The sequence below is a fragment of the Neobacillus sp. NPDC097160 genome (assembly GCF_044762155.1).
Classification (GTDB): domain Bacteria; phylum Bacillota; class Bacilli; order Bacillales; family Cytobacillaceae; genus Neobacillus.
Window position 1 is genome coordinate 298,284 of record NZ_JBIWDU010000003.1, and the last position, 24,495, is coordinate 322,778.

At 38.2% G+C, this 24,495-nt stretch carries 31 protein-coding genes; 24 read left to right on the forward strand and 7 right to left on the reverse strand.

What is annotated here, in order from left to right; all coding sequences use genetic code 11:
- Positions 1-46: 46 nt before the first annotated feature.
- The 6 genes from ablB (at position 47) to ACIQXV_RS05920 (ending at position 5,394) form a co-directional block, all read left to right on the forward strand.
- A complete protein-coding gene (ablB, locus tag ACIQXV_RS05895; RefSeq protein WP_402956908.1) occupies positions 47-901 on the forward strand; it encodes a putative beta-lysine N-acetyltransferase in 855 nt (284 codons plus the stop codon).
- A 64-nt stretch (positions 902-965) separates the two neighbouring features.
- Positions 966-2,360, forward strand: coding sequence for a sigma-54 interaction domain-containing protein (locus tag ACIQXV_RS05900; RefSeq protein WP_402957147.1), 1,395 nt, complete (start codon positions 966-968; stop codon positions 2,358-2,360).
- 144 nt (positions 2,361-2,504) lie between these two features.
- Positions 2,505-3,935 carry a lysine 2,3-aminomutase gene (gene kamA / locus ACIQXV_RS05905; RefSeq protein ID WP_402956910.1) on the forward strand — a complete coding sequence of 477 codons (1,431 nt, stop codon included), beginning with the start codon at positions 2,505-2,507 and terminating at the stop codon, positions 3,933-3,935.
- A gap of 11 nt (positions 3,936-3,946) precedes the next feature.
- Positions 3,947-4,231, forward strand: a complete 285-nt coding sequence (locus ACIQXV_RS05910; protein ID WP_402956912.1) for a YokU family protein — start codon at positions 3,947-3,949, stop codon at positions 4,229-4,231.
- 108 nt (positions 4,232-4,339) lie between these two features.
- A complete protein-coding gene (locus ACIQXV_RS05915) occupies positions 4,340-4,561 on the forward strand; it encodes a YozE family protein (RefSeq protein ID WP_402956914.1) in 222 nt (73 codons plus the stop codon).
- Positions 4,562-4,698: 137 nt separating this feature from the next.
- Positions 4,699-5,394 carry a hypothetical protein gene (locus ACIQXV_RS05920; RefSeq protein ID WP_402956916.1) on the forward strand — a complete coding sequence of 232 codons (696 nt, stop codon included), beginning with the start codon at positions 4,699-4,701 and terminating at the stop codon, positions 5,392-5,394.
- Here the strand turns inward: ACIQXV_RS05920 and ACIQXV_RS05925 are convergent, their stop codons facing one another.
- Positions 5,395-5,562 (reverse strand): hypothetical protein, encoded by a 168-nt coding sequence (locus ACIQXV_RS05925; RefSeq protein ID WP_402956918.1) that lies wholly within the window; start codon positions 5,560-5,562, stop codon positions 5,395-5,397.
- Positions 5,563-5,752: 190 nt separating this feature from the next.
- Here ACIQXV_RS05925 and ACIQXV_RS05930 point away from each other — a divergent pair, with 190 nt between their 5' ends.
- On the forward strand, positions 5,753-5,926 hold the full coding sequence (locus tag ACIQXV_RS05930; protein ID WP_402956920.1) for a YozD family protein: 174 nt from the start codon (positions 5,753-5,755) through the stop codon (positions 5,924-5,926).
- Between the two features lie 253 nt (positions 5,927-6,179).
- Positions 6,180-6,488: a YodL domain-containing protein gene (locus ACIQXV_RS05935; protein WP_402956922.1), complete on the forward strand. Its 309-nt coding sequence runs from the start codon at positions 6,180-6,182 to the stop codon at positions 6,486-6,488.
- 50 nt (positions 6,489-6,538) lie between these two features.
- Here ACIQXV_RS05935 and ACIQXV_RS05940 read toward each other — a convergent pair whose 3' ends face one another.
- Positions 6,539-6,667 carry a hypothetical protein gene (locus ACIQXV_RS05940; protein ID WP_402956924.1) on the reverse strand — a complete coding sequence of 43 codons (129 nt, stop codon included), beginning with the start codon at positions 6,665-6,667 and terminating at the stop codon, positions 6,539-6,541.
- A 153-nt stretch (positions 6,668-6,820) separates the two neighbouring features.
- Here ACIQXV_RS05940 and deoD point away from each other — a divergent pair, with 153 nt between their 5' ends.
- The 5 genes from deoD to ACIQXV_RS05965 all read left to right on the forward strand — a co-directional run bounded on the left by deoD (position 6,821) and on the right by ACIQXV_RS05965 (position 13,476).
- Complete coding sequence (gene deoD / locus ACIQXV_RS05945; RefSeq protein ID WP_402956926.1) at positions 6,821-7,525, forward strand: purine-nucleoside phosphorylase; 705 nt, start codon at positions 6,821-6,823, stop codon at positions 7,523-7,525.
- A gap of 134 nt (positions 7,526-7,659) precedes the next feature.
- Positions 7,660-9,852, forward strand: a complete 2,193-nt coding sequence (locus ACIQXV_RS05950) for a heavy metal translocating P-type ATPase (protein WP_402957148.1) — start codon at positions 7,660-7,662, stop codon at positions 9,850-9,852.
- Positions 9,853-10,097: 245 nt separating this feature from the next.
- Positions 10,098-11,609: a lmo1851 family serine protease gene (locus ACIQXV_RS05955; RefSeq protein ID WP_402956927.1), complete on the forward strand. Its 1,512-nt coding sequence runs from the start codon at positions 10,098-10,100 to the stop codon at positions 11,607-11,609.
- 66 nt (positions 11,610-11,675) lie between these two features.
- The gene (locus ACIQXV_RS05960; protein ID WP_402956928.1) at positions 11,676-12,590 is read left to right on the forward strand and encodes a CobW family GTP-binding protein; all 915 of its coding nucleotides are present in this window, start codon (positions 11,676-11,678) and stop codon (positions 12,588-12,590) included.
- A 64-nt stretch (positions 12,591-12,654) separates the two neighbouring features.
- Positions 12,655-13,476 carry a hypothetical protein gene (locus ACIQXV_RS05965; protein WP_402956930.1) on the forward strand — a complete coding sequence of 274 codons (822 nt, stop codon included), beginning with the start codon at positions 12,655-12,657 and terminating at the stop codon, positions 13,474-13,476.
- Between the two features lie 58 nt (positions 13,477-13,534).
- Here the strand turns inward: ACIQXV_RS05965 and ACIQXV_RS05970 are convergent, their stop codons facing one another.
- The gene (locus ACIQXV_RS05970) at positions 13,535-13,777 is read right to left on the reverse strand and encodes a DNA alkylation repair protein (protein ID WP_402956932.1); all 243 of its coding nucleotides are present in this window, start codon (positions 13,775-13,777) and stop codon (positions 13,535-13,537) included.
- A 95-nt stretch (positions 13,778-13,872) separates the two neighbouring features.
- Here ACIQXV_RS05970 and ACIQXV_RS05975 point away from each other — a divergent pair, with 95 nt between their 5' ends.
- The gene (locus tag ACIQXV_RS05975; protein ID WP_402956934.1) at positions 13,873-14,151 is read left to right on the forward strand and encodes a hypothetical protein; all 279 of its coding nucleotides are present in this window, start codon (positions 13,873-13,875) and stop codon (positions 14,149-14,151) included.
- Positions 14,152-14,163: 12 nt separating this feature from the next.
- Positions 14,164-14,637, forward strand: a complete 474-nt coding sequence (locus ACIQXV_RS05980) for a FixH family protein (protein ID WP_402956936.1) — start codon at positions 14,164-14,166, stop codon at positions 14,635-14,637.
- 57 nt (positions 14,638-14,694) lie between these two features.
- On the opposite strand, the gene ACIQXV_RS05985 is transcribed toward ACIQXV_RS05980, so the two are convergent.
- Positions 14,695-15,171, reverse strand: coding sequence for an Hsp20/alpha crystallin family protein (locus tag ACIQXV_RS05985; protein WP_402956938.1), 477 nt, complete (start codon positions 15,169-15,171; stop codon positions 14,695-14,697).
- Positions 15,172-15,245: 74 nt separating this feature from the next.
- Positions 15,246-15,722 carry an Hsp20/alpha crystallin family protein gene (locus ACIQXV_RS05990; RefSeq protein ID WP_402956940.1) on the reverse strand — a complete coding sequence of 159 codons (477 nt, stop codon included), beginning with the start codon at positions 15,720-15,722 and terminating at the stop codon, positions 15,246-15,248.
- 211 nt (positions 15,723-15,933) lie between these two features.
- Between ACIQXV_RS05990 and ACIQXV_RS05995 the strand changes: the two genes are divergently transcribed.
- A complete protein-coding gene (locus ACIQXV_RS05995; RefSeq protein WP_402956942.1) occupies positions 15,934-16,707 on the forward strand; it encodes an SDR family oxidoreductase in 774 nt (257 codons plus the stop codon).
- Positions 16,708-16,825: 118 nt separating this feature from the next.
- A complete protein-coding gene (locus ACIQXV_RS06000) occupies positions 16,826-16,984 on the forward strand; it encodes a hypothetical protein (RefSeq protein ID WP_402956944.1) in 159 nt (52 codons plus the stop codon).
- A 56-nt stretch (positions 16,985-17,040) separates the two neighbouring features.
- On the opposite strand, the gene ACIQXV_RS06005 is transcribed toward ACIQXV_RS06000, so the two are convergent.
- Both ACIQXV_RS06005 and ACIQXV_RS06010 read right to left on the reverse strand, forming a co-directional pair.
- Positions 17,041-17,601 (reverse strand): GNAT family N-acetyltransferase, encoded by a 561-nt coding sequence (locus ACIQXV_RS06005; RefSeq protein ID WP_402956946.1) that lies wholly within the window; start codon positions 17,599-17,601, stop codon positions 17,041-17,043.
- 306 nt (positions 17,602-17,907) lie between these two features.
- On the reverse strand, positions 17,908-19,035 hold the full coding sequence (locus tag ACIQXV_RS06010; protein ID WP_402956948.1) for an amidohydrolase: 1,128 nt from the start codon (positions 19,033-19,035) through the stop codon (positions 17,908-17,910).
- A gap of 190 nt (positions 19,036-19,225) precedes the next feature.
- Here ACIQXV_RS06010 and ACIQXV_RS06015 point away from each other — a divergent pair, with 190 nt between their 5' ends.
- The 7 genes from ACIQXV_RS06015 (at position 19,226) to dapF (ending at position 24,482) form a co-directional block, all read left to right on the forward strand.
- Positions 19,226-19,549: a DUF4870 domain-containing protein gene (locus ACIQXV_RS06015; RefSeq protein WP_402956950.1), complete on the forward strand. Its 324-nt coding sequence runs from the start codon at positions 19,226-19,228 to the stop codon at positions 19,547-19,549.
- A gap of 102 nt (positions 19,550-19,651) precedes the next feature.
- Positions 19,652-19,849 (forward strand): PLD nuclease N-terminal domain-containing protein, encoded by a 198-nt coding sequence (locus ACIQXV_RS06020; RefSeq protein ID WP_402956952.1) that lies wholly within the window; start codon positions 19,652-19,654, stop codon positions 19,847-19,849.
- Positions 19,849-20,757, forward strand: a complete 909-nt coding sequence (locus ACIQXV_RS06025) for an ABC transporter ATP-binding protein (protein WP_402956954.1) — start codon at positions 19,849-19,851, stop codon at positions 20,755-20,757. The genes ACIQXV_RS06020 and ACIQXV_RS06025 overlap by 1 nt, the downstream gene beginning before the upstream one ends.
- On the forward strand, positions 20,754-21,533 hold the full coding sequence (locus tag ACIQXV_RS06030) for an ABC transporter permease (protein WP_402956956.1): 780 nt from the start codon (positions 20,754-20,756) through the stop codon (positions 21,531-21,533). The genes ACIQXV_RS06025 and ACIQXV_RS06030 overlap by 4 nt, the downstream gene beginning before the upstream one ends.
- A 135-nt stretch (positions 21,534-21,668) precedes the next feature.
- A complete protein-coding gene (locus tag ACIQXV_RS06035; RefSeq protein WP_402956958.1) occupies positions 21,669-22,523 on the forward strand; it encodes a patatin-like phospholipase family protein in 855 nt (284 codons plus the stop codon).
- A 116-nt stretch (positions 22,524-22,639) separates the two neighbouring features.
- Positions 22,640-23,425 carry a hypothetical protein gene (locus tag ACIQXV_RS06040; RefSeq protein WP_402956960.1) on the forward strand — a complete coding sequence of 262 codons (786 nt, stop codon included), beginning with the start codon at positions 22,640-22,642 and terminating at the stop codon, positions 23,423-23,425.
- Between the two features lie 73 nt (positions 23,426-23,498).
- Positions 23,499-24,482 carry a diaminopimelate epimerase gene (gene dapF / locus ACIQXV_RS06045; RefSeq protein WP_402956962.1) on the forward strand — a complete coding sequence of 328 codons (984 nt, stop codon included), beginning with the start codon at positions 23,499-23,501 and terminating at the stop codon, positions 24,480-24,482.
- Positions 24,483-24,495: the final 13 nt, after the last annotated feature.

Consider the following 24,495-nt stretch of genomic DNA (forward strand, 5'->3'; position numbering starts at 1 on the left):
TTCAAATAACCTTAATTGCGAATATTGTCGTAAAGGAGTGACCTGGATGAATCAAATGGCATCTACAATTTTTCTAGAGGAGAGCAGCTATTTCCTCGAAGTGTATCTTGACCCGTTTAATAAGCGAATTCGCGTTGATGATTATCGTGGGAATACGAGATTACTGCTTGAAAAAGCGGAAGAGCTCGTACTGGAGCACCAAGCGGAAAAGCTAATTATGAAAGCCCGCAGTGAAGATTTTCATCTGTTTTTTGAAAAAGGACTTCAGCCGGAAGCGGTGGTCGACCGCTATTTTCTTGGTTCCGATGCCCATTTCTTTTCTAAATTCTATACACCGGACCGCAAACGAAATGACCATTGGATTACCGAAGATGGAATGATTCATAGTATATATCAATTAAACACTACAGTGGAAAAAACGTACCCACCAAAAGAATACGAATTAAAAAAGGCTGATGAAAGCTGTGCCGTGGAGCTTTCCACCCTATATAAGCAAGTATTTCAAATCTATCCAACCCCATTGCATGATCCGGAATATGTAAAAAAGACGATGCAAGAGGGAACCATCTATTACGTCTTTTTCCATCAAGGGAAAATTGTCAGTGCCGCATCTGCCGAAATCAATACCTTTTATAAAAATGCCGAATTAACGGATTGTGCCACATTAACGGAACATAGGAAATATGGACTTATGAAGATTATTCTACAGGAGCTTGAAGGTGAATTGAAACGTAATGGAATCTTTTGTGCTTATTCGATCGCGAGGGCTTTATCCTTCGGCATGAATGCCGTTTTATTTCAACTTGGATACTCGTACAGGGGTAGGTTTGTAAATAATTGCTATATTTATGACAAGCTCGAAAACATGAATATGTGGGTAAAGAATCTGGCAAGCTGCTAAAATTTCGGCTTAAGATGCCAATTTTTCGGCACCTAACATGATGGCAGAAGGGCAGGTGAAAGAAATGGTTCATTTAACAGCTTTAACGCAAGAAGTTCTGACAGCCATACTTAAGAGCATTGATGAAGGAATCCATGTTGTCAATACAGAAGGAAGAACGATTTTTTATAATGAAGTAGCAGCAAAGCATGATGGCATGGAGGTGAAGGAGGTGCAGGGGAAGCATTTAATTGACGCATTCCCCTCCCTGACAGAAGAATCTAGTACGCTTTTAAAAGTAATAAAATCAGGGAAACCCATTTACAATCAAACACAGGTGTATCTAAATTTACATGGGACTAGAATTGATACAATCAATACCACGCTTCCAATCTTTCTTGGGGATGAGATTATCGGTGCGGTCGAAATTGCAAAAGATTATTCGCGGATGAAGCTGCTGGCAGAAAGACTTTTAGATTTACAAAAAGGCTTCAATAACAGTAGAAAGAAAAAAACTGTAAAGCAAGTAAACTATACGTTAAGTGATTTAATGACGGTTAGCCCTGATTTTATAAGGTTGATTGACGAGGCAAGGAAACTGGCAAAATCAGATTCTCCCATTCTCGTCTATGGCGAGTCCGGGACGGGGAAGGAACTATTTGTTCAAGGTATTCATCATGAATCGCTTCGTTCAGGTGGTGCCTTTATTGCCCAAAATTGTGCGGCCATACCGGAAACTTTGCTGGAAAGTATCCTTTTTGGCACCGCTAAGGGCAGCTATACAGGGGCAGTTGACCGCAAAGGGTTATTTGAACTTGCTGACGGCGGCACCCTTTTCCTTGATGAACTACATACAATGCCGATTGAACTTCAGGCAAAACTTTTACGGGTTTTAGAGGACGGGATGGTGCGAAGAGTTGGAGGCTCGCAAAATATTTCCGTTGATGTACGTGTTATCGCAGCGATGAATGTCCACCCAACCATGGCCCTTCAGGAGCAGAAGCTACGCTCCGACCTCTATTATCGCTTAAATGTATTCACTTTTTCCCTCCTTCCCTTAAGGAGCCGGAAAGAGGATATTTTGTTTTTAACGGATTCCTTCATTCAAGAATTTAATAAAAAACTAAAAAAGAGCATTCAAGGTGTAGAAAAGAAGCTTGAAATATTCTTTATGGACTATCAATGGCCTGGGAATGTTCGGGAACTTAAACATACGGTTGAATATATGATGAATGTTTGTGGGGAAATGCACTTGAGGTATGAGGATTTACCAATCATGCTGCGGCAGCATCCTGCTGCATCAAAAGGAAGGAGTACTCCTCTTAAAGGGTTATCATTAAGGGAAAATCTCGAAACTATAGAGAAAACACTGATCACCGAGGCCCTTGACCAAAGCGCGGGGAATATTAACCAAGCAGCAAAGCTATTAGAGATTCCGAGGCAGACATTACAATATAAATTGAAAAAAATGATTGAGTAAGCCGCCGGGTTTTCGGCGCCTTTTTTATGCAAATTTTTATAAAGATTGTGAATTTTCCACTAAAACCAATTCTAAAGCCGTTTCGAGATGTTGGCGTGATTCTTGCATGATAGATAACTAAAGCAAGATTAGGAGGAATGGGTGATGAAGCAATTTTTATATAAGCCTAAAAGACATTGGCAGGATATAGAGCTATGGAAGGATGTTACTGAAGAGCAGTGGAATGATTGGCTCTGGCAATTAACCAATACTATCCGGACCTTAGATGACCTAAAAAAGGTTATTAACCTAACCCCTGATGAAGAAGAGGGCGTAAGGATCTCGACAAAAACGATTCCCTTAAATATTACTCCTTATTATGCTTCCTTAATGAATCCTGACGATCCAAGGTGTCCAATCAGAATGCAATCCGTGCCAATATCAAAGGAAATTTATAAAACCAAATATGACCTTGAGGATCCCTTGTATGAGGATGAGGATTCCCCTGTGCCAGGGCTGACGCACCGCTATCCTGACCGTGTCCTTTTCCTAGTTACCAATCAATGCTCGATGTATTGCCGCTATTGTACAAGAAGACGTTTCTCAGGGCAGATTGGGATGGGTGTGCCGAAGAAACAGCTAGATGCTGCAATCTCGTATATAAAGCAGACTCCACAGGTTCGGGATGTGTTAATTTCCGGTGGTGATGGGCTACTAATCAATGATAATATTTTGGAATATATCTTAAAAAATTTGCGGGAAATTGACCATGTGGAAATCATCCGTATCGGAACAAGGGCACCTGTTGTGTTCCCGCAGAGAATCACAGAAAACCTCTGCAATATTCTGAAAAAATACCATCCTGTGTGGCTGAATACTCATTTTAATACTTCCATTGAAATTACCGAAGATTCTAAAAGGGCATGTGAAATGCTGGCAAATGCCGGTGTTCCGGTTGGGAACCAGTCTGTTATTCTGGCAGGAATTAATGACAGCGTCCCAATCATGAAAAGGTTGATGCATGACCTTGTGAAAATTCGTGTCCGGCCATACTATATATATCAATGTGACCTGTCTGAAGGTATTGGCCATTTCCGGGCGCCTGTTTCTAAAGGACTCGAAATTATCGAGGGCCTACGCGGACATACCAGTGGATATGCTGTTCCAACTTTTGTCGTTGATGCCCCTGGCGGCGGTGGGAAAATTGCCCTGCAGCCGAACTATTTAATTTCCCAAAGCCCAGAAAAAGTGGTTCTCCGCAACTTTGAAGGCGTTATTACTTCCTATCCGGAACCTGAAAATTATCTACCAGGCAGGGCGGAAGGTTATTTTCAAGAAATTTATCCTGAAATGGAAGCGAAGAGATCGCTTGCCGGGATCGCGGGAATCATGAATGATCAACATTTCAATCTTGTTCCGGAAGGTATCACAAGACTTAATCGCCGCAGTAATTATAGTCAGGATCCTGCCCACACATCGTTAAAGGATAAGCGGAGTAAACGAGATGAGTTAAAGGAAAAGAAGTTACAAGCCTTGATTGAGAAGGAAAAGGGTAGTCAAGATGCTAACAATACAGCAGAGACAATTAAGGAATAGGGGGAGTATTCTTGAAAAGTAAATGTGAATGGTGCAGCCGTACCAATCTAGAACAAACTGCGGATTCCGTTTTTTGGGAATTGCCGGACGGCTCAAGGGCGATTGAAATCGCCGCAACCCCCACATATCGGTGCCCTGACTGTGACATGAGTTATCAGAGCGAGGTGGTTGTAAAAGAAATCGAGAATCATTTGTATTTAATTGATTGTAAGCAAATTGGGAAAGTGATTACATTTGATGAATTAATGGGAATTCCAAGATTATTGAAAAAAAACTACTTTGATTTTTCGTCATAATTAAGGGCAGTCTGAAAACTCAGGCTGTTTTTTTCTATTGTACTTCTGGACGATATCTGCTGAATCCGCTATAGTATGTCATATAAAAAATAAGAAGGGTATTCAAATATGAGGAAATCATTTTATCATTTTTTAATGAAATATAGACATCCAACCCCAAAGGATGCGATTAGTTCGTTTGCTAACGCAGCATATTTGGATCATGGCTTTCCGAAAACAGCGGAGGATTATCATGAGCTCAGTTCATATCTGGAGCTAAATGGTCATTATTTAAATTCAATGACGGTTTTTGATGAAGCGTGGCAGCTATATCTTACTTCTGAAGGTTGAATAATGCTGAAAATATCGTCGCCTCTACTTTGGAGGCGATTTTTTCATTTTGTAAATGACGTGCGCGATATCGATTGCCACGCATATACTATTGTAATCAAAATTTTCGACTAATCCAATTGAGGGGATGGGAGGACATGGCAAAGAGAAAAAAACCGAAGTATCAGATCGGTGATACGGTCGTGATTACAATTTATGGGACAGTCGGCAAGATTACAGATGTTAAATGGCTTGATGGAAATTATGTATATGAAGTAAATAAGAGTGATGGGCTGTTCATTGAGGAAGCCTTACAATTACTCTCGGAATATGATGGAACAGTTATGGAGCAAGAACAAATCGATATTGAATATAAGTTTTTTTTCGGAGATTTAGTCCAAGTAAGTGGATATGGTGCCGATTTATTTAAAGTAGTTGGTGTTCGAACAGAAATTTGGCGCTACAAAGAGGATGCCTGGGAAGATGTCATTTATGAGCTATCAAGAGTCAGTGATGGGGAATGGCTTGAAGCAGGTGAAGAGGAATTGACACTTGTTGCCGATGCAGAGAATGCGGATACGTTCATTCAAAAACTAGGTCTCCTATACTTAGTAAATAAGCAGGAAAAAGCAGAAAAAAATCCAAAAATTCAGAATATGGTAAGAAAAGCAGAATTTGAAGAAATTGAGAAAAAGAAAGAAAAAAAGGAATTAATCGACAATTTATTGGACATTTTTAATGATTACCGAATTTTATATGAAATGTTCCATGACCAAGAATACTATCAAGTGATGCGGGTAATCCTCAGGAAATTAGAAAGTTTGGGAAGTAACGATGGCAAAAGCCATGTATAGCTACCAGCTCGTAATCTGAAATAATAAATACAAAACAAACGGAATCCCTGCACATTTAATCAGGAAAAACAATGTGCTAGTAATCTTCTCAAATAAATGGAGGGTGAGACCATCCTCACGGTTAACGTCTTCTATAAACGCCTCTAATTTCAATTGTAAATTTGACATTTGATCACCTCATAATGTTCTTTTCATCATCCTATGCTTGTCCAATCAAAAAAAGACATGCTCTCTTTTTATAAATTATTTTTTTTTTCAATATATGTTTATTGGTTAAATCAAATGGCAATGGTATATCAAAGTAAATAGCATGAAAAAGCCATGTACATCATACATTCTGTAAAAAGGGGGCGATGCTATGAGAGAAATTGAAGTATTTATTGATACAGAAGAGATTGCCGAATTTTTCTTTCATGAGCTTGTAAAAAGGGGATACGTTCCTAGCGAAGAAGAATTGGAAGAACTTGCAGACATAACCTTCGAATATTTAATTGAAAAGAGCATTATCGATGAAGAGGAACAGAATGAATAATACTAATCAATTAAGGTGAGGAGAAAACCTTCTCCAATTATGATAAATGAACACGAAAGACAAGCATTCGATGCCAACTTTTTGATTTACAGCTAAATATTGACCATAATTTTCTAAATTTCTCCAAGTATCCTTTCATCATTTAAATAAAAATGAAAATCGACAAAAATAGTGCGATTCCTATGGAGGAATCGACAATGTCCATCGCTAATTATTAGAATAGACAATTAATTCTAATAATTGGGGTGATTTGATGATCAAAATGTTAACAAAAAGGGCATGTATTCATTATGATGTGACGATCTTTCAGACTCCAAAGTACCGTGAACATAAGGGCTATAAGGAGGTTTATCGAATCACTATTCCCGCTGCTAACCGTGAACATTGTTTAAAGGAGACCTTTAGCCGCTTTAATGTAACCGACAGAATTCCTACAAATTATAAAGGGAGATTCCTTGCAACTGGAGACATTATATTAATTGACGAAGACCGCGGCGGACAATATTATTATCAATTAAAACCCGGAGGCTGGTCTCCTATAAATCGAATCGTACTTCGCTAACAAAACGAATAAATAAACCTAAGGGCTTTTCCTTAGGTTTATTTCCAGGTTTATCTTTTTCTCCCGCCGGTTGCGTTATGTTCTTTTGCATGTGCTTCATGTTCAGCCACAATTGCTTCAGCAGGGATGTGATTATTTTTCTTTTGTCCATTAATCCGGCTGCGGTGTTTTTTTCCCATCCTTAATCCCTCCTTTTTGTCTAGAAATAGCTTCCCTCAAATTTGAAAAAACATGTCCAAATCATGATACGATTTTAATTAAAATACGTTTGTGATATAGTGTCTATGGTACAGATTTATACCTGTCCTTACTTTTTGATTGGAGGTTTATTTATGAGTGTACATATTGGTGCGAAAGAAAATGAAATTGCAGAGACGGTATTGCTTCCAGGAGACCCGCTTCGAGCTAAATATATTGCAGAGACATTTTTGGAGGATGCTAAATGTTATAACGAAGTTCGAAATATGTTTGGTTATACCGGAACATATAAGGGAAAGAGAATTTCTGTTCAAGGGACAGGAATGGGTGTTCCCTCAATTTCTATATACGTAAATGAATTAATGCAAAGCTATAATGTCCAGAATTTAATCCGTGTTGGTACTTGTGGAGCAATCCAAAAGGATGTAAAAGTACGTGATGTCATTTTAGCCATGACCAGTTCTACAGATTCAAACATGAACCGTCTAACCTTTGGCCATGTTGATTTCGCTCCAACTGCCAACTTTGATTTACTCAGAAAGGCTTATGATGCAGGGATTGCCAAGGGCCTTCATTTAAAAGTAGGTAATATTTTCACGGCAGATTCTTTCTATAATGATAATGCCGAACTTGAGAAATGGGCTAAATATCAAATTCTTGCGATTGAAATGGAAACAACGGCACTTTATACGTTAGCAGCGAAATTTGGCAGAAATGCCCTTTCTGTCCTAACGGTTAGTGACCACATCTTAACAGGTGAAGAAACAACAGCTGAAGAACGGCAATTAACTTTTAACGACATGATTGAAGTAGCATTAGAAGCTGCGACAAAGGAATAATGACGCTCAAGGCCTTTTCCATAATTGGAAGAGGTTTTTCTTTTTCGAAAAAGAAAAGGAACTATGGCACACCATGGAGAATTATTAAAGACAATTGCAATGATGTGTGGTTGAAGGTTAGAGAGGTGAATGAAATGAAGGAGCAGCTCAAATTGGATATTACCGGTATGACCTGCGCTGCCTGTTCAACGAGAATTGAAAAAGTGCTGAATAAAATGGATGGCGTCGAAGCAAATGTTAATTTGGCGATGGAAAGTGCGGCCATTTCCTACGATAACGAATTCGTATCTAGCAGCGATATTGTCATGAAGATTGAAAAACTTGGTTATGGTGCCAGAGAGAAAGTGTTAAGGGCAACGAAACAGCAATTAAAAGAGGAAGAAATAAACCAGAAAAAGCGGAAATTTTTTCTTTCAGTCATTTTGTCCCTGCCACTTTTGTATACCATGCTTGCCCATTTACCCGTTGATTTTGGCTTCCCAATGCCGCGGGTTTTCATGAACCCGTGGTTTCAACTGCTCTTATCCACCCCTGTACAGTTTTACATTGGCGGCCAGTTTTACATAGGAGCCTATAAAGCCCTTAAAAATAAAAGTGCAAATATGGATGTCCTTGTTGCATTAGGAACTTCAGCTGCTTATTTCTATAGTCTTGCCGAGGGCATGAAAACAATTGGAAATCCTTTTTACACGCCGCATCTTTATTTTGAAACGAGTGCAGTTCTTATTACCTTGATCCTTTTAGGTAAATTATTTGAAACGATGGCAAAAGGAAGGACAACAATTGCGATATCTAAACTGTTAAACCTTCAGGCAAAGGAAGCTACTCTAATAGGAGAAGGAAAGGAACTTCAAATCCCAATCGAAGAGGTAAAGGTAGCTGATCGATTACTTGTGAAGCCAGGAGAAAAAATTCCTGTAGATGGCCTGGTCCTATTAGGAAAATCTTCTGTGGATGAATCAATGATCACTGGTGAATCGATACCGGTGGAAAAATCCGTTGGTGATATTTTAATTGGTTCAACGATTAATAAAAATGGAACTTTGACAATGAAAGCGACGAAGGTTGGGAAAGACACTGCACTTGCAGGCATTATTAAGATTGTTGAGGAGGCTCAAGGAAGTAAAGCACCAATTCAACGACTTGCGGATACCATTTCAGGTTACTTTGTCCCTGTTGTTGCCTCCATATCTTTAATAACATTTTTTATTTGGTGTTTATTTGTCAATCCTGGCGATTTTCCTTTAGCGTTAGAAACAGCGATTGCGGTTCTTGTGATTGCTTGTCCTTGTTCTCTGGGTCTTGCAACACCAACATCCATAATGGTAGGTACTGGCAAAGGGGCCGAAATGGGTATACTTTTTAAAGGTGGAGAGCATTTGGAGACTGCCCACAAAATAAATGTGATTGTCCTGGATAAAACTGGCACGATTACACAGGGACAACCTATTGTCACTGATTTTATCGCTTATCAGGAAGAGAAAAAAGTTCTCCAATACTTAGTTTCGGCTGAGAAGTCATCGGAACATCCGCTTGCAGATGCTATTGTACGGTATGGGATGGAAAAAAGATCGAGTACTCTTCCGGTAAAACGGTTTAATGCCATACCTGGATACGGGATTGAGGCGAAAATTGGGAATGACGAAATATATGTTGGAACTCGTAAGCTGATGGAGTTAAAGTGTATTGACTACGCTGAGATTGAAAAAGACCTGCTTCGCTTTGAAACTGAAGGGAAGACAGCTATGTATATTGCGATAAATTCTATCATCGTGGGAATTGTGGCTGTGGCTGATACTGTAAAAGAAAATACTAAGCTGGCGGTACAGCAATTAGCTCAACTGGGTATTGATGTGTATATGCTTACTGGGGATAATGAACGTACTGCTAAAGCAATCGCTGCCCAGGTTGGTATAAAAAATGTTATTGCTGAAGTCCTCCCGGAAGAAAAAGCTAATCATGTCAAGGAACTACAGCTTAAAGGGATGGTCGTCGCAATGGTCGGTGATGGAATTAACGATGCACCAGCACTTGCTGTTGCAGATATAGGCATTGCCATTGGCACGGGGACAGATGTTGCCATTGAAGCGGCTGACATTACGATTCTTGGCGGTGAACTAACTTTAATCCCGAAAGCAATCGCTTTAAGTAAAAAAACGATGCAGAACATCCGTCAAAACCTTTTTTGGGCACTCATTTACAATTCCGGCGGGATACCGATTGCTGCCCTCGGACTGTTGGCTCCATGGGTGGCAGGTGCGGCCATGGCCTTTAGTTCCGTATCCGTTGTGACGAATTCGCTTCGGTTGAAGCGGGTAAAAATATAAAAACTAAAAGTAAAATATATGCGGCACTTACCTTATTAGGGAGGTGCCGTTTAAACTTAAAAGCAATTTCGATGCTTTCTTATTATTTTCACTAACTTTTCTTTGTTAATTTTATTAAAAAGATGTTATTCTAATCACTAAGGGTTTACTTTTTAAAGTATCTGAAAATAGCTTTTGAAAATGATGAGAACAATCTAGCTGTTAAGATTTTTTTAATGATTGTACAATTCATATTTTTATGGTGAATGAAAGTGGTGAAGGCTTTGGATGAAAAGAATGTGGAACAAAAGAAAGATGACGAAGTTAAGGTAGAACAAGAGCAAATGATAGAAAACAAATCCGGTTATATACGCTTAAAAAAGTTTCACTTTATTATGCTGTTATTTTTGCTTGTATTTCTATCAGCGGGAATTACTACCTTTGCTCTCGCATTTGGAAAAGAAAAAATAGTAACAGTAGCGCCTGAAAGGTCAGAATTCAATAAACTATACGAAGCATTTGATACATTGAAAAAAGGTTACTACAAAGATGTGAACCAACAAAAACTCGTTAATGGAGCAATTGATGGAATGGTCGCTTCACTTGATGACCCATATTCTGACTACATGAGTAATGATGAAGCGAAAAGCTTTCACAGTAGTATCTCTTCTTCGTTTGAAGGCATTGGTGCTGAAATTCAGGAAAAAGAAGGCCACATCATAATTGTTTCTCCTATTAAAGGGTCTCCCGCGGAAAAAGCAGGGTTAAAACCAAATGATATGATTATATCTGTAGATGGAAAAAGTCTGCAGGGAATGAATTCGACTCAAGCAGTTACATTAATCAGAGGCAAAAAGGGAACAAAGGTGGAGTTAACGATTCAAAGACCGGGAACGGATGCACCGATGACAGTACCAATTGTTCGGGATACAATCCCAATCGAAACTGTTTATGGTGAAATGCTCGATGACTCTATTGCAAAAGTTCAAATTACCAGTTTTTCCACTAATACGTCTAAAGAGCTTGTGTCCACATTGAATGATTTACAGAAAAAGGGCATGAAGGGTCTTGTCTTAGACTTGCGTCAAAATCCGGGGGGATTATTAGACCAAGCAGTCAGCATTACGAGCATGTTTGTTCCAAAAGGAAAAATCATTGTTAAAGAAGAAGACAGGAACGGAAAAATTAAGGAAATCGCTTCGCAGAATACTGGAAGTCCAGATCTTCCATTGGTTGTTTTAATTGATAAGGGAAGTGCGAGTGCGTCAGAAATTTTCGCTGCTGCAGTAAAAGAATCGGCTGGCGTGCCGCTTGTCGGCGAGAAATCATTTGGGAAAGGCACGGTGCAAACCGCAGCAGATTTCAAAGACGGCTCAAACCTTAAATATACAATAGCAAAATGGTTGACACCAAATGGGAATTGGATTCATAAAAAAGGAATCGTACCGGATGTAGAGGTTTCCCTTCCGGATTATGCAACATTACCGATTATTAATCCGGATAAGGAACTAGTATTAGCTACCTCGTCGACGGAAGTGCAAACAGCACAAAAGATGTTAAAAGCTGTTGGGTATGACCCGGGACGTGAAGACGGATTTTTTGATGAAAATACAAAAGAAGCGGTTATCGCCTTCCAAAATGCACAAGGTCTACCTGCTGATGGGGTGTTAAAAGGTGATACCACCATGAAACTCATGGATCTTTTACGAGAAAAAATCAAAAATAGTGATACCCAAGTACAAAAGGCCGTTGAGGTTTTAAAAGGAAAAATGAAATAGTCAATGAACCCGATTCCGTAAGGAGTCGGGTCAACTTTTTTTGACTATTAAAAGAGGGAATAGAAGATGAAAAAAGCGGAAGTTTATATTTTATCAGGATTTTTAGGTAGTGGAAAAACCACTTTGTTAAAACGATTGCTAGAGGATGAACGACGTGTTGGCAGAAGAGTAGCGGTCATGATGAATGAATTAGGGAAGGTATCGATTGACTCTGATGCCATCAATGATGATGTTGCATTGAAAGAACTGTTAGGTGGGTGTATTTGCTGTTCGATTCAGGACAAACTGGAAGCACAGCTTCAAGGTTTATTAATAGATGAGCAGCCAGATGTTATCTATATTGAAACCACAGGAGCGGCCCATCCCGTTGAGGTATTGGATGCCATTCTTTCCCCTTTAATTGCAGATAAACTAGTGATTAAAGGCATTATTACAACGGTCGATGGTATGAGGTGGAAAGAGCGAAAATCGTTAAGTCCGCAGCTGCAGCAATTGATTTTAGAGCAGGTAAGACACGCGGATTTCATTATTATAAACAAAATGAACGAATTAAAAGATTTGGAACAGGCAAATATCACTTTTGAAATTCAGGGGATCAATCCGCAGGCAAGGTGCTTGCTGACAAATTATTCAAACCTGTCGATTGCCCAGCTTAGAAAACTATCTGTATCATTTGAGAAAGAATCACAAAAGATTGATTTGAATTTAACAACCTTTGTATACAGATTTGAGAAAGCAATCAACTCTTTGCGATTCGAGGAGTTTTTAAAAGAACTGCCTGTTACTATTTACCGGATTAAGGGATATGTGAAGTTTGATTATTCGGAGCTGCCATTTTTATTTCAATATTCCTATGGGATGCCGCTATACATGAAGGAAGATATGAATATGCCGTTAAACCTTGTATTTATCGGCGAAAATATTGATTGGATTGTAATCCAAGAAAAACTTGCCAATCTCGAAAAAATCAGTCTTGAATGAATGATAATTCTCTCTTCAGGTAACTCTTTTAATGTAGCAAAAATCCATTAAAAGGGGGTCTTAAATGAAAAGGGCAGCTAGTTTCATCATTTTAATTCATTTCCTCCTTTATGGGCAAGGGGTTAAGGCTGCATCAGATATCAGTTATAAAATTGAAATGCTGGAATGGAAAGAAGTGAATCATGTATTACCAAAGTACACCAAATTCACGGTTTTGGATGTGGAAACAGGAAAGCGATTCAAGGTTCAAAGAAGAGCTGGAAGTCATCATGCTGATGTTCAGCCATTAACTGCTAAAGACACAAAAATAATGAAAAAAATATACAGTGGGAAGTGGAGCTGGAAACGCCGGGCTATTATTGTTATTCACAAAGACATTTGGATTGCGGCATCGATGCACGGGATGCCCCATGGTGCAGGCGCACTGCAAAATAATTTTCCCGGGCATTTCTGCATTCATTTCTATGGGAGCACAACCCATCGCACCAATTCAATGGATCTATCCCATATGCTCATGGTTCTGAAGGCTTCAGGTAAATTAGATGATTATCTCGGTAAGGCAAACCCCTACGAGGTGATAAACGCTTATGTTGCCGGCTTTAAGCAGCAGGATGCCCGGATTACTTCCCAGGTTTCTTTGCAAAAAATAAAATGGAAGCCTATTTTGGGGAAGGTTGAAAATGTTAATATAGCGCGAATAGAGCTTTTGCCCCCGGAGGATTTAACCGAAGAAATTAGTTTGGATGTTCCTGCTGTGATCGATTGGTACATAGAAGACAGGGGCAGTCAATCCTTTAGAGGGGACATTCATTTGGTTAGATTTTCACCTAATGATGCTTGGAAAGTGGATTCGTTGGATTTTTTAAAAGAAAATCATCTACCATAAGAAAAAAACACCTTTATATGAGGATTCTCTCATGAATAAAGGTGTTTTTGTAGCGTATTTATGCTTGTTCTCCGAATTTGATAAAGGTTCGTTCATCTTCAATTAAGCCGCAGGCACCGCATTGAATTCGATAATCCGGTCCATTGTAGGGCAGGTGAAAGGGTTCCAACTCATTTTCATCATACTCCCGGACAACAACCCCTGATTGAGGGTCAAGCTTAACAGATTGTGATACTTGTTGAATGATATTAAACCGGCTGCGATTTGTTTTGCAATTTGGACATTTGTATGGAGTGGACATAGATTTCTCCTTTTGTAATATGGTTAACATCTATTTTTTGCAATAATGTTAGGAAATATGTAACAATGCATGTGAAGGGTAAAGGGGGGATTTGTTTGGAGAAAGAAAATGTAAATTATAAGGTTTTATTAGAGGAATACCGCTCGATTTGGAACAACCGATTATTACCAGCGGAGGATCTAACGAGTGAAGAGACGTTAACCATGGCGATAAAACGGGAACTTTTGGATGAAAATTCCCATCCAAGAATCAGAAAAAATAAATACGAAAAATATTATTCAGCAGTAAAGAGGGTATTGGATTCACCACTCTCTCTTGAAGCTAAGGTACTTTTAATAAACATACATATAGAAATCATGGAAGAAATTAGTTAGGAGAGAATGACTATGAAGAAGTTTTTATCTATTTTTTTAACTGTCCTATTTCTGAGCATTGCCGTATCTTGTGATCAGCAGCAAAAAGAAAATGCAGGTAAACCACCTGAAATGATAGATGTAGTCTTGTCAGTTAAACCCTCGACAGAAGAGTTAAATAAACCCATTACCTTTGAAGCGAAGGTAACACAGGGAAATGAAAATGTAAATGATGCGGATGCAGTAATTTTTGAGATTTGGCGTGCAAAGGATGAGAAACACGAAAAGATAGAAATTAAACATGCGGAAAATGGGGTTTACCGACTCGAAAAGACTTTCCAGCAAGAAGGAACATATTATATTATTTCACATGTAACGGCAAGAGATATGCATAATATGCCGAAAAAGGAATTTATCGTTGGGACGCCAAGTGAACCGGAAGATCCTAAAGCAAAAGATTCGATGGATGATATGAACATGGATGATCATTCAATTGAGGGGCAATAATTAAAAAGACAGCCGTGGCGGCTGTCTTAACTTTGACTTTTTTTCATGTAAAATTACCTATTCAGAAACTATTTGCTTAAATGCAATAGGGATATTTTCAATATCGTCTTGATGAAAGGGCATAAAAATGTATAAGACACCTTGGCGCATTTCCGATTTGACATTATTAATCTGGATAGGATAGGGGAGTGTTAATTCTTTTTTAAACTGTCGATTGGTACGTTCCTTTAGAAAATATTGACGATTCTGATTTAAGGATTTAAATTCACCTGTGATTGTCAAAAGCTGCTGTTGAACGGATAGGTGAAGATCTTCTTTAGTCAATCCGGGAATTTCAGCCTCAACCACAAGCACTTGTTCCACTTCGTATAAATCACATTTTGGAAAAAGTTCTTTAACTGTTGTTAGGGGATTTAGGGAGAATTGTTTGTCTGAACTATTTTTACTATTTTCATCAAAAATTTGATTCCAAAATTTATCTGATTGAAATTGTTGGGCCACATTCAGCCATTTTTTTAGTTTATCTACTTCCATCTCATCCACCCCTTATGTGAATCCCTATTGTCATCATATTTTTTAATATGAGAAACATGCAAAAAAAACGACGCTCACATTATTTCTGTCACGTCAATTTGTGAAAACTGCATATCAACATTTTTGGGGATTTTTACTTCGAGCATGCCGTCTTTAAAGTTTGCCGTTGCTCCTTTCTTTTTGACAATCGCCGGAAGGGTAATAGTGTGTTTATCCTCTTGCTGCGGGATATGTTCCACGATCAGTTGATTGGATGTATGATAGATACGGATTTGTCTGATCCATTCCTCATTTTTTATCGGGATCCTCACAAAAACAAAGTCGTGGGTTTCAAAGGCCGTTGAACTCAAAATACCTGTTTCTGACTGCTGCTTTGATACCGAAGATTGAAAACCGCCGAACATATCCTGTGGGTTCATCATTCCTCTCATGTTTGAAGGCATGATTTTGCCCATGATGTCCTGTACATATTTGTCTATTTCCTCTGGCTTCATGTTTTGCATTGTATCCTTCATATCCTTATTAAAGGGGAATAAATTCCAAGGGAACATCAACTTTCATCCTTTCACGAAGCTAAAATTGATACGCTATTTGATATCTCATCATATGCAAATTCTTGCCCATCCGTTATTAAAACTTCCGATAGCCGTTTCCTGAGACAATTTTATCAATAGTTCGTTTTATTTAAAATTTGCATATATAAACAATTCTTTTTAACATATAGTAAAGAGAGAATTTTTAATTTTAGAGAGGTAATGATTTGTGAATAAGAAAACGGCTTTGATTACAGGAGGAGCTTCTGGTATCGGCAGAAAAACCGCAATACAGCTTGCAGAAAATGGGTATCAGATTGTGATCAACTATCGAAATAGTGAATCAGAAGCGGTTTTCCTAGCAAAGCAATTGGATGATTGTTTTGGTACGAAAAATATTACCGTTCAAGGGGATGTGGCCAACCAGGAAGATTGTTTCCGCATTGTTAATGAGGTCCTTATGGCTTATTCAACCGTCGATGTTTTAGTTCATAATGCCGGCCCGTACATGCATGAAAGAAAAAAATTAATAGACTACACATTTGAAGAATGGAATTACTTAATTCAAGGAAATTTATCGGCTGTTTTCTATTTGTCAAAGCTCATCATTCCGATAATGCGGAAACAAAAATGGGGCAGAATCATTACACTTGGTTATGACAGGGTTGAAACTGCACCAGGGTGGATTTATCGCTCAGCCTTTGCTGCAGCGAAGACAGGACTCGCTTCACTAACTCGAACTATTTCAATCGAAGAAGCAGAACATGGAATCACGGCTAATATGGTCTGTCCCGGTGATATAACAAACGAGTGGAAGGAAAGAAATATTGAGGAGTCTTTCGAAGCAAATAACGGAAATCTTTCGTTTGGAAGACAGGGTACGGGTGAGGACATTGCCCGAGTGATTACCTTTCTTACAGAGGAGAAATCAGACTTTATTACAGGGAGCATTATTCCGGTAACAGGGGGAGTAGATGTGCTCGGAAAGGCATTTAAAATCTAGCTTAAAGGTGGTCAAAAAGTAATCATTTATCATTTTTCAAACTATTCGATTTTCAGGAATGAAATCTGTTCCTTTTGTGGATAATAGAAAGTAATCATCTATGAAAGGAGCAAAGAGAATGAGTTTTAACATGAACAGAATCAATCCAAATCAAACCCAGGTTTTTTTTCATGATGGCCGCTTTGAAACATTAACAAATGAGGAATTAGAAGATTTTTTGCTCCAAATGGGTCTAAGCGATGTTAATGAAACATTTGAACAAAATGTATTGGAATAACTGGAATTATTTTTATAGTCATAAATAAAAGCAATCGGCATGATGCCGATTGCTTTTTAAGCTTCTAATAATTGTGAAGAATCTGTTTGGTGTGAGCCATTCCGCAACAAATGGAAAGTGTATAAATCTTTTGGGATTTCATATAAATCGTAAATTTCACCATTTGCATTCAATTGCTCATAAACAGATTTCCGCGTCTCATTTGCTTTCACAACATATGGCAGTTTTTCTGCAGCTTTGATGGAACGAATATTTACTTTTCGAATCCGCATAAAAACTGTTTCAATCCCCACTTCGTAAAATAGCTCTTGAAAAAAGGCATCTTTAGCAGGGCTGTTATAGCCTTTGCCATGATAGGATTTTCCCAGCCAAGTTCCTAAAAATCCGGCATTGTCTTCAATATCATACAGATTTATCGTACCAATTGGAGCACCCCATTCATCGAGAATCGTCCGTGAAATTAATTCACCGCGCTCTTCCGCTTCAATGGTTTGTTTTGTAATAAAAATGAATTCTTCATAGGAATCAGCTTTTTGACGTACAAAAGGGAAGACATCAGGGTGTGTCATTAATTCGTACAATGTGTGGCTGTCTTGAAGATCACGTTTCTTCAGCATGAATATCCCTCCATTAGGGCATACCGATCCCGTTATCTTAAGAAGCGGCCCACCCTCGAAATTTTTTATAAAGTTGCGTAAAAAATTTCGGGGTGGGAATCGAACCCACTAGAACCAGTAAAACTGGTGGCGCACCATTTGCCTTCCCTATATCATTTTTTTGTTATCAGAATATGTCCTTAAACCCCCAAATTTTTCAGGTCTAAAACAGTTTCATCTAGAGTATGATACAAGAAAAAAAGAAAAAAATAAATAGTTTTTTTGTTGGTTTTTCGATAATATTTTTTACCAATTTTCAACAAAATTCTACTCTTCGGTGTAGACGATCTCGCCCCCAATCATCGTCCATTTTGGCTTTGCTAAGTAATGGAAAGGGTGATGGCTCCAAAGTACTAAATCCGCATCTTTTCCTACTTCAATACTACCAACATTTTTGTCTATTTTTAAGTTTCTTGCCGGAAGGATGGTTATTCCTTCAAGAGCTTTTTGTTCCGGTAATCCTTCACGAACGGCAATGCCGGCACATATATTCAGGTATTGAATTGGCGTGTAGGGATGATCTGTTGTAATCGATACTTCGACACCGTGATTTGTCAATTCCTGATACGTCTTCCATGTTTTATTTTTTAATTCGACTTTGGATCTTCTGGTCAATGTGGGCCCAACGGAAACCTTTAAATCCATTCTGGTTAACTCACTGGAAATTAAATGTCCTTCTGTACAATGTTCAATTCGTAGATCAAGATTAAACTCCTCAGCGAACCTAAGGGCAGAAATGATATCATCGGCACGGTGGGCATGGATTCTTACCGGAATTTCTCTTTTTAATGCCATCACAATTGGAGTAATCCTTAGTTCCTCAGGGTTATCAGCATGAATGGCTTGGTAGAATGCTTCCCTGAGCATCCCCATAATCCCCATCCTTGTAATCGAATCACTATTGCCATTACTGTGAATTCTCTTTGGATTTTCCCCTAATGCGATTTTTAATCCGGCAATCTCCTGGACAATCATTTTTTTAATGTTTTTTCCCGTCGTTTTGATTACAGAAGTAGTTCCCCCAATCACATTAGCACTTCCTGGCATAATGTGAACAGTGGTTATCCCACTTTTTACTGCATCAGTGAAGGCAGGATCCAATGGATAAACCCCATCCATTGCCCGAATATGAGGTGTAAGGGCTTCAGCGGTTTCATTGGCATCATTTCCGGCCCAGCCAGTGCCTTCATCATAAAGTCCTAAATGGGTATGAACATCAATAAAGCCCGGAAAAAGGGCTAATTCCCAACAATCGATGATTTTAACAGTTAAATCGGTCGTGAGATTTCTTCCGATTTTTTTGATTTTTCCATCTTCAATTAGAACATCGGTATTTTTTAGCGGTTTAGATGTTACCGGATATATAGTAGCATTTTTTAAAAGTATTTTTGTCATAATAAAACCTTTCTATATGTTGTTAATTGTATTTTATCTATTTTAGCAACATATGTGCCTAAGGAATAGTAAGAAATCTGTTCGTTTTCAAAATTATTTTGCGGAATTTTTTGTAATTTATGAAACCTTTATAGGGACATTGAGTAAATAGTATGGTATGGAAAAAATATTTCCAATGGGGGAAATGATCATGATAAAAAGTGAAGAAAGGTTAATGGGTGCAGGTATTTACGTTTTAAGCTTATTTTTTCCAATTTTAGCACCACTGATAATTTGGTTAATAAAGAAGGATGAGTCATCTTTTATAGATTATCATGGGAAAGAATATTTTAATTTCTTTATTTCATATTTCGTATATTCAATCGTAGCGGGAATCTTAACCATTGTCATTATTGGTATTTTTCTATTGTGGGCACTTGGGATTGCAGCACTTATTTTTAGTATTATCGCAGCCGTTAGGGCATACGAGGGGGAAGAATATCAATTTCCCTGGATTTTTAGGTTAATTAAATAAAAACCCTTATTGAAACCCGGCAAAAAAAATTTGCCGGGTTTTTGAACGTTTATCTGGTTCAAACGTCATATAAATGTAAAAACAAACAAAGGGGGAAAAAATATGGATTCTTTAGCAAGTTATATGCCAATTATCGCTCCAATTCTTATTATTCAGCTTATTTTATTAATTGTAGCCATCATTGATCTCGTCAAAATAGAGAAAACGAATGGTCCTAAATGGTTATGGGTACTGATTATACTTTTCATTAACATCATTGGGCCGATTCTTTATTTTGTCATTGGAAGGAGAAGTAACTGATGTCCCTTATTCAAATAAAAGATTTAAAAAAGAATTTCCAAAGGACAGAAGTAATAAAGGGGCTTGATTTTACATTGGAAAAAGGGCGATGTATTGCTCTATTAGGTCCGAATGGTGCGGGGAAAACTACCACACTTAGGATGCTCTCTGGACTAATGAATCCGACGAGTGGAAGCATTATTTTTACTGATGCTAAAAAAGGTGAGGATATCCGCGAATTAATCGGTTACCTGCCACAATTTCCTGTGTTTTACGAATGGATGTCGGGCCTAGAATTTTTATCTTATGTTGGCAGATTAGCTGGATTATCAGGCAAGAAAGCAAAAGAACGATCACTGGAACTACTGCATCTTGTTGGAATTTTAGAGGCGAAAAATAGGAAGGTTGGTAAATATTCAGGTGGGATGAAACAAAGGCTAGGTATTGCCCAAGCCCTTATCCATCGTCCACAGCTAATCATGCTGGATGAGCCCGTTTCTGCCTTGGATCCAATTGGCAGAAGGGAAGTCTTGGATCTTCTTGAAGGATTAAAAAAAGAAACCACCATTCTCTTCTCAACACATATTTTAAGTGATGCTGAAGAAGTTTGTGATGAAATTCTGTTTTTACATAAAGGAGATATTGTTGAATCGGGGACGATGACAGAACTCCGTGAACGGCACCAACAAGCCAAAATTGACTTGTACTTTAGTGGGAAAGCAGATGCCTATATTCCATTCTTCTCTTCCCATGAACTAACAAATTCCTTAATGAAGGATGGAAATCGAGTTAGTATTTATGTTGAGGATATCGCTTTGGCAAGACAGTCATTCCTTAAGTGGATCTCCGAACAAAATTTGCCGCTGGAGAAATTTGAAATTAGCAGTATGACCCTTGAAGATGTGTTTATGAAGGTGGTGGGGAAATGAGCCAATGGATGACATTACTGCAAAAAGAAATAGTAGAAATGTGGAGAAATTTTAAATGGATTTGGGTGCCGATAACCTTCATTTTAATTGGAGTTCAGCAGCCAATTACGACGTATTACATGCCGCAAATTCTTGATTTAGCTGGAGGACTGCCTGAAGGGGCAGTTATCAAAATCCCTACGCCATCCGCTGGAGAAGTGTTGATTCAAGGCCTTGGACAATATACTACTCTCGGTGTATTAATTATTGTCCTCTCAACGATGGGGATATTAGCTGCGGAAAGAAAAAGCGGTGTCGCTGCGATGATTTTAGTAAAACCTGTTTCCTATCGTTCCTTCGTAACCGCAAAATGGGCGGGAGGGGTGTTGTTAGTATGGTTTTCCTTTTTGATCGGCTATCTTGCTACATGGTATTATACAGGTATTTTATTTGAATGGATTCCTATTGAGGACTTTTTTCAATCTTTCTTTTTTTATGGTTTATGGCTTACGGTTATCTTAACGATTACCATATTTTTTAGTGCGTCACTTTTAACACCAGGAATAGCGGGATTTAGTTCATTAGCGGTTGTTATTGTTGTTAATCTAGTAAGCAGTACCATTTCAAATCTGCTTGAATGGAGTCCGTCACAGCTAACTGGATATGCAGGTGAAATACTTTTAGGTAAGGGAATTTCGGATGATACCCTGCCGGCTAGTATTATAGCTGCTGGCTGCATAGTAATTTTGCTGGCATTAAGTGTGGTCATTTTTAAGAAAAAAGAACTAGCGTCCTAGATTAGTGCGCTTCATTGCACGGCTATAATCAGTGATCTGCCCCGAAAAGTCTTTTCGTTTTGCAAATTATTAAGGGTATTTTATAATGATTATTATGTATTTTTGCAAAGGTTAAGATAGAGAGGACGAGGCAGTGTGATTGATCAAGTCGGATTGGTATTAGAAGGCGGCGGGATGCGCGGTGTTTATACTGCAGGGATCCTTGAATATTTTTTAGAACGAGACTTATTTTTCCCATATGTAATTGGTGTTTCTGCAGGTGCTTGTAACGCTGCTTCCTATTTGTCAAAGCAAAAAGGAAGAAATAAAATTGTCACGATTGAATATGCTTCAGATCAAAGATATATTTCATGGAAGAACTATTTTAAAAATCGGCAATTTTTTGGAATGGATTTCATTTTTGATGAAATTCCCAATAAACATGTACCATACCATTATGATGAGTTTTATAATAGTCCTTCAGAATTTGTCGTCGGGACGACAGATTGTCTGACAGGAGAGCCTGTTTATTTTAAAAAGCAAGATTATGAGAAGGATCTTCTAACCGTTTTACGAGCATCGAGCTCATTGCCGTTTATTGCTCCGGAAATTCGGTATAAGGACAAAATTTTACTAGATGGCGGTATTAGTGATCCAATTCCCATCAAAAAAGCACAAATGGATGGTTTTAAAAAAAATATCGTCATTTTAACAAGGAATGAAGGGTATTTGAAAAAACCTTCTAAATTTCAGTTTCTTGTTGGTCGGAAATATCCTGAATATAAAGGCTTGCAACAGTCACTTAGGAAAAGATACCAAACTTACAATGAAACAGTTGCTTACTTGGAAGAAGAAGAGAAATCCGGAAATGCCCTTATTATTCGTCCGACAGAGCCGTTACAGGTCGGAAGAATGGAAAGAAATCCGAAAAGGTTAGATGACTTGTATAATCAAGGTTATGAGGATGCGAAAAACTCGATTTCGTCCATCCTTAACTATATTAATGCATAAGAGAAGAGCCTCAAATGAGTTTCTTCTTTTTTTGTTTGGAATCAGAAAAATTCTATCATTTTTTTAATTACTAGAAAATAAACTGATAGTAGAGGAATTGATAAGGAGTTTTATGGATGAAAATAAATGAATATTACCGGGATACAGCTAATTTGAACTTAAATGGTAGTATTGCAGCACTAGTTCCGACAATCATGATAGTGGCTTTAAATCTTTCTATTATTAAGCATAGGGACATCATGCTATTTACCATTCCATTTCTTATTTTTAGCATGATCAATTTTCAACTCTATCTGTTTAGAATGAAACAATCGATAGGAATAAGCAGGAATATCGTTAAATCAGAGAGCTGCAAGCAGTCAATATTTGAAGCACGACATCTTTTGTTGATGTATATGAACACCCAATCCTCACGGTTACATTTCTATTTTCCAAACGGTCATTTGGCGGGGATGGTAAAAAAGTACCGTGGAAGCGGTTGGGAACGGTTAAAGCCTTCGAGCACATTTGCCCTTTACAATATTAATAATGAAGTACTTGGGTTCTTTAAAGTTAAAGGGAAAAAATCTATGAAGATTGAAGTATTCGGTCGTAATAGATTTTTGTTGGGCAGATTTGAAAAAAAGAGTCAGGGATGGAGAAAAGCCCAAAAGGAATTGTTCGACGGCTTTGGACGGTATGTTGGTTCTATAGAAGGATCTTCTGTTTTTATGGATGAAAAGGTGCTGGATCACCGTCATCAAGATATAGGACGGCTTCGCAGGGGATGGATGCCGTTGGAATGGGATCCGCTGTTTCCAGAACCAAATACGCCCGTCCTTTCATTTAGTGATGTCTTATCTGAAGAGGACAAGCTCCTCCGAATGTCATTTCTCATTAACGAATATTTTATCGAAAGATAGCGGATTGGATAGTTCCCCTCAATAGCAATGTTTGATATGATGATAAATAAAACAATATTGTGGGGGTTTTACTGTGCAAATCGACTTAATAAAAGGTCATGGTTCAGGAAATGATTTTCTAATCATTGATGAAATAAAGAATGATTATTCTTTTTCTGATGACGATCGATCACAACTTGCTCGATTGTTATGTAATCGGAATGCTGATTTGGGTGCCGACGGGATTCTTTTTGTAATGAAGAGCGATCACGCCGATGGAAGAATGCGTGTATTTAACGCTGACGGCTCAGAGGCATCCATGTGTGGTAATGGACTCCGCCTTGTGGCAAGATATGTTTGTGAACATCAAGGATTAAATGAAGCAGTGATTGAAACCATGAAAGCAAATCTTAAGGTAAGTAAACAAATTGACCTCTTCCAAGATGTCCATACTTATCAAGTGGAAATTTCTCCGGTACAATTTGAATTAAAGGCGTTACCATTAAATTTACATAAACCAACGCTATTCAATGAAAGAATTACTGAACTGTCCGAAGAATTAAGATTTACGGCGCTTGCGGTACCGAATCCTCATTTAATTGCGATTGTAGAAGCCAATCAGCTGCAAATTGATCTTCAACAACAACTTAGTGAAAAAGTAAATGGACCTAATGACTTATTCCCGGATGGCGTAAATGTAAGCTTTGTAAAACCGCTGCAGGATGGCCCTATCTATGTTAAAACCTATGAACGTGGTGTAGGTTTTACAAATGCATGTGGTACAGCCATGTCAGCTTCCTCGCTTGTTACTTGTTTAACAGGACTTAATGAATTTGAGAAGACAATAGATGTATATAATAATGGTGGCAGAGTTCAATGTGTTGTCCATAAATATGAGGGGACCTATTCAATTGATCTAATTGGAAATGCTACCTATCTTTATCAAGCTTCAATCGTGGTTAACCTTGATGAGGAATCATATAGTCTAGACTCGAAAAATGATTTTACTGAACAGCAAACATATGAGCTGCTGCAGTCAGAGGCACAGCAAGTAATCGAAAAGATGATGAAAGGATAAGGCTTGCCTTATC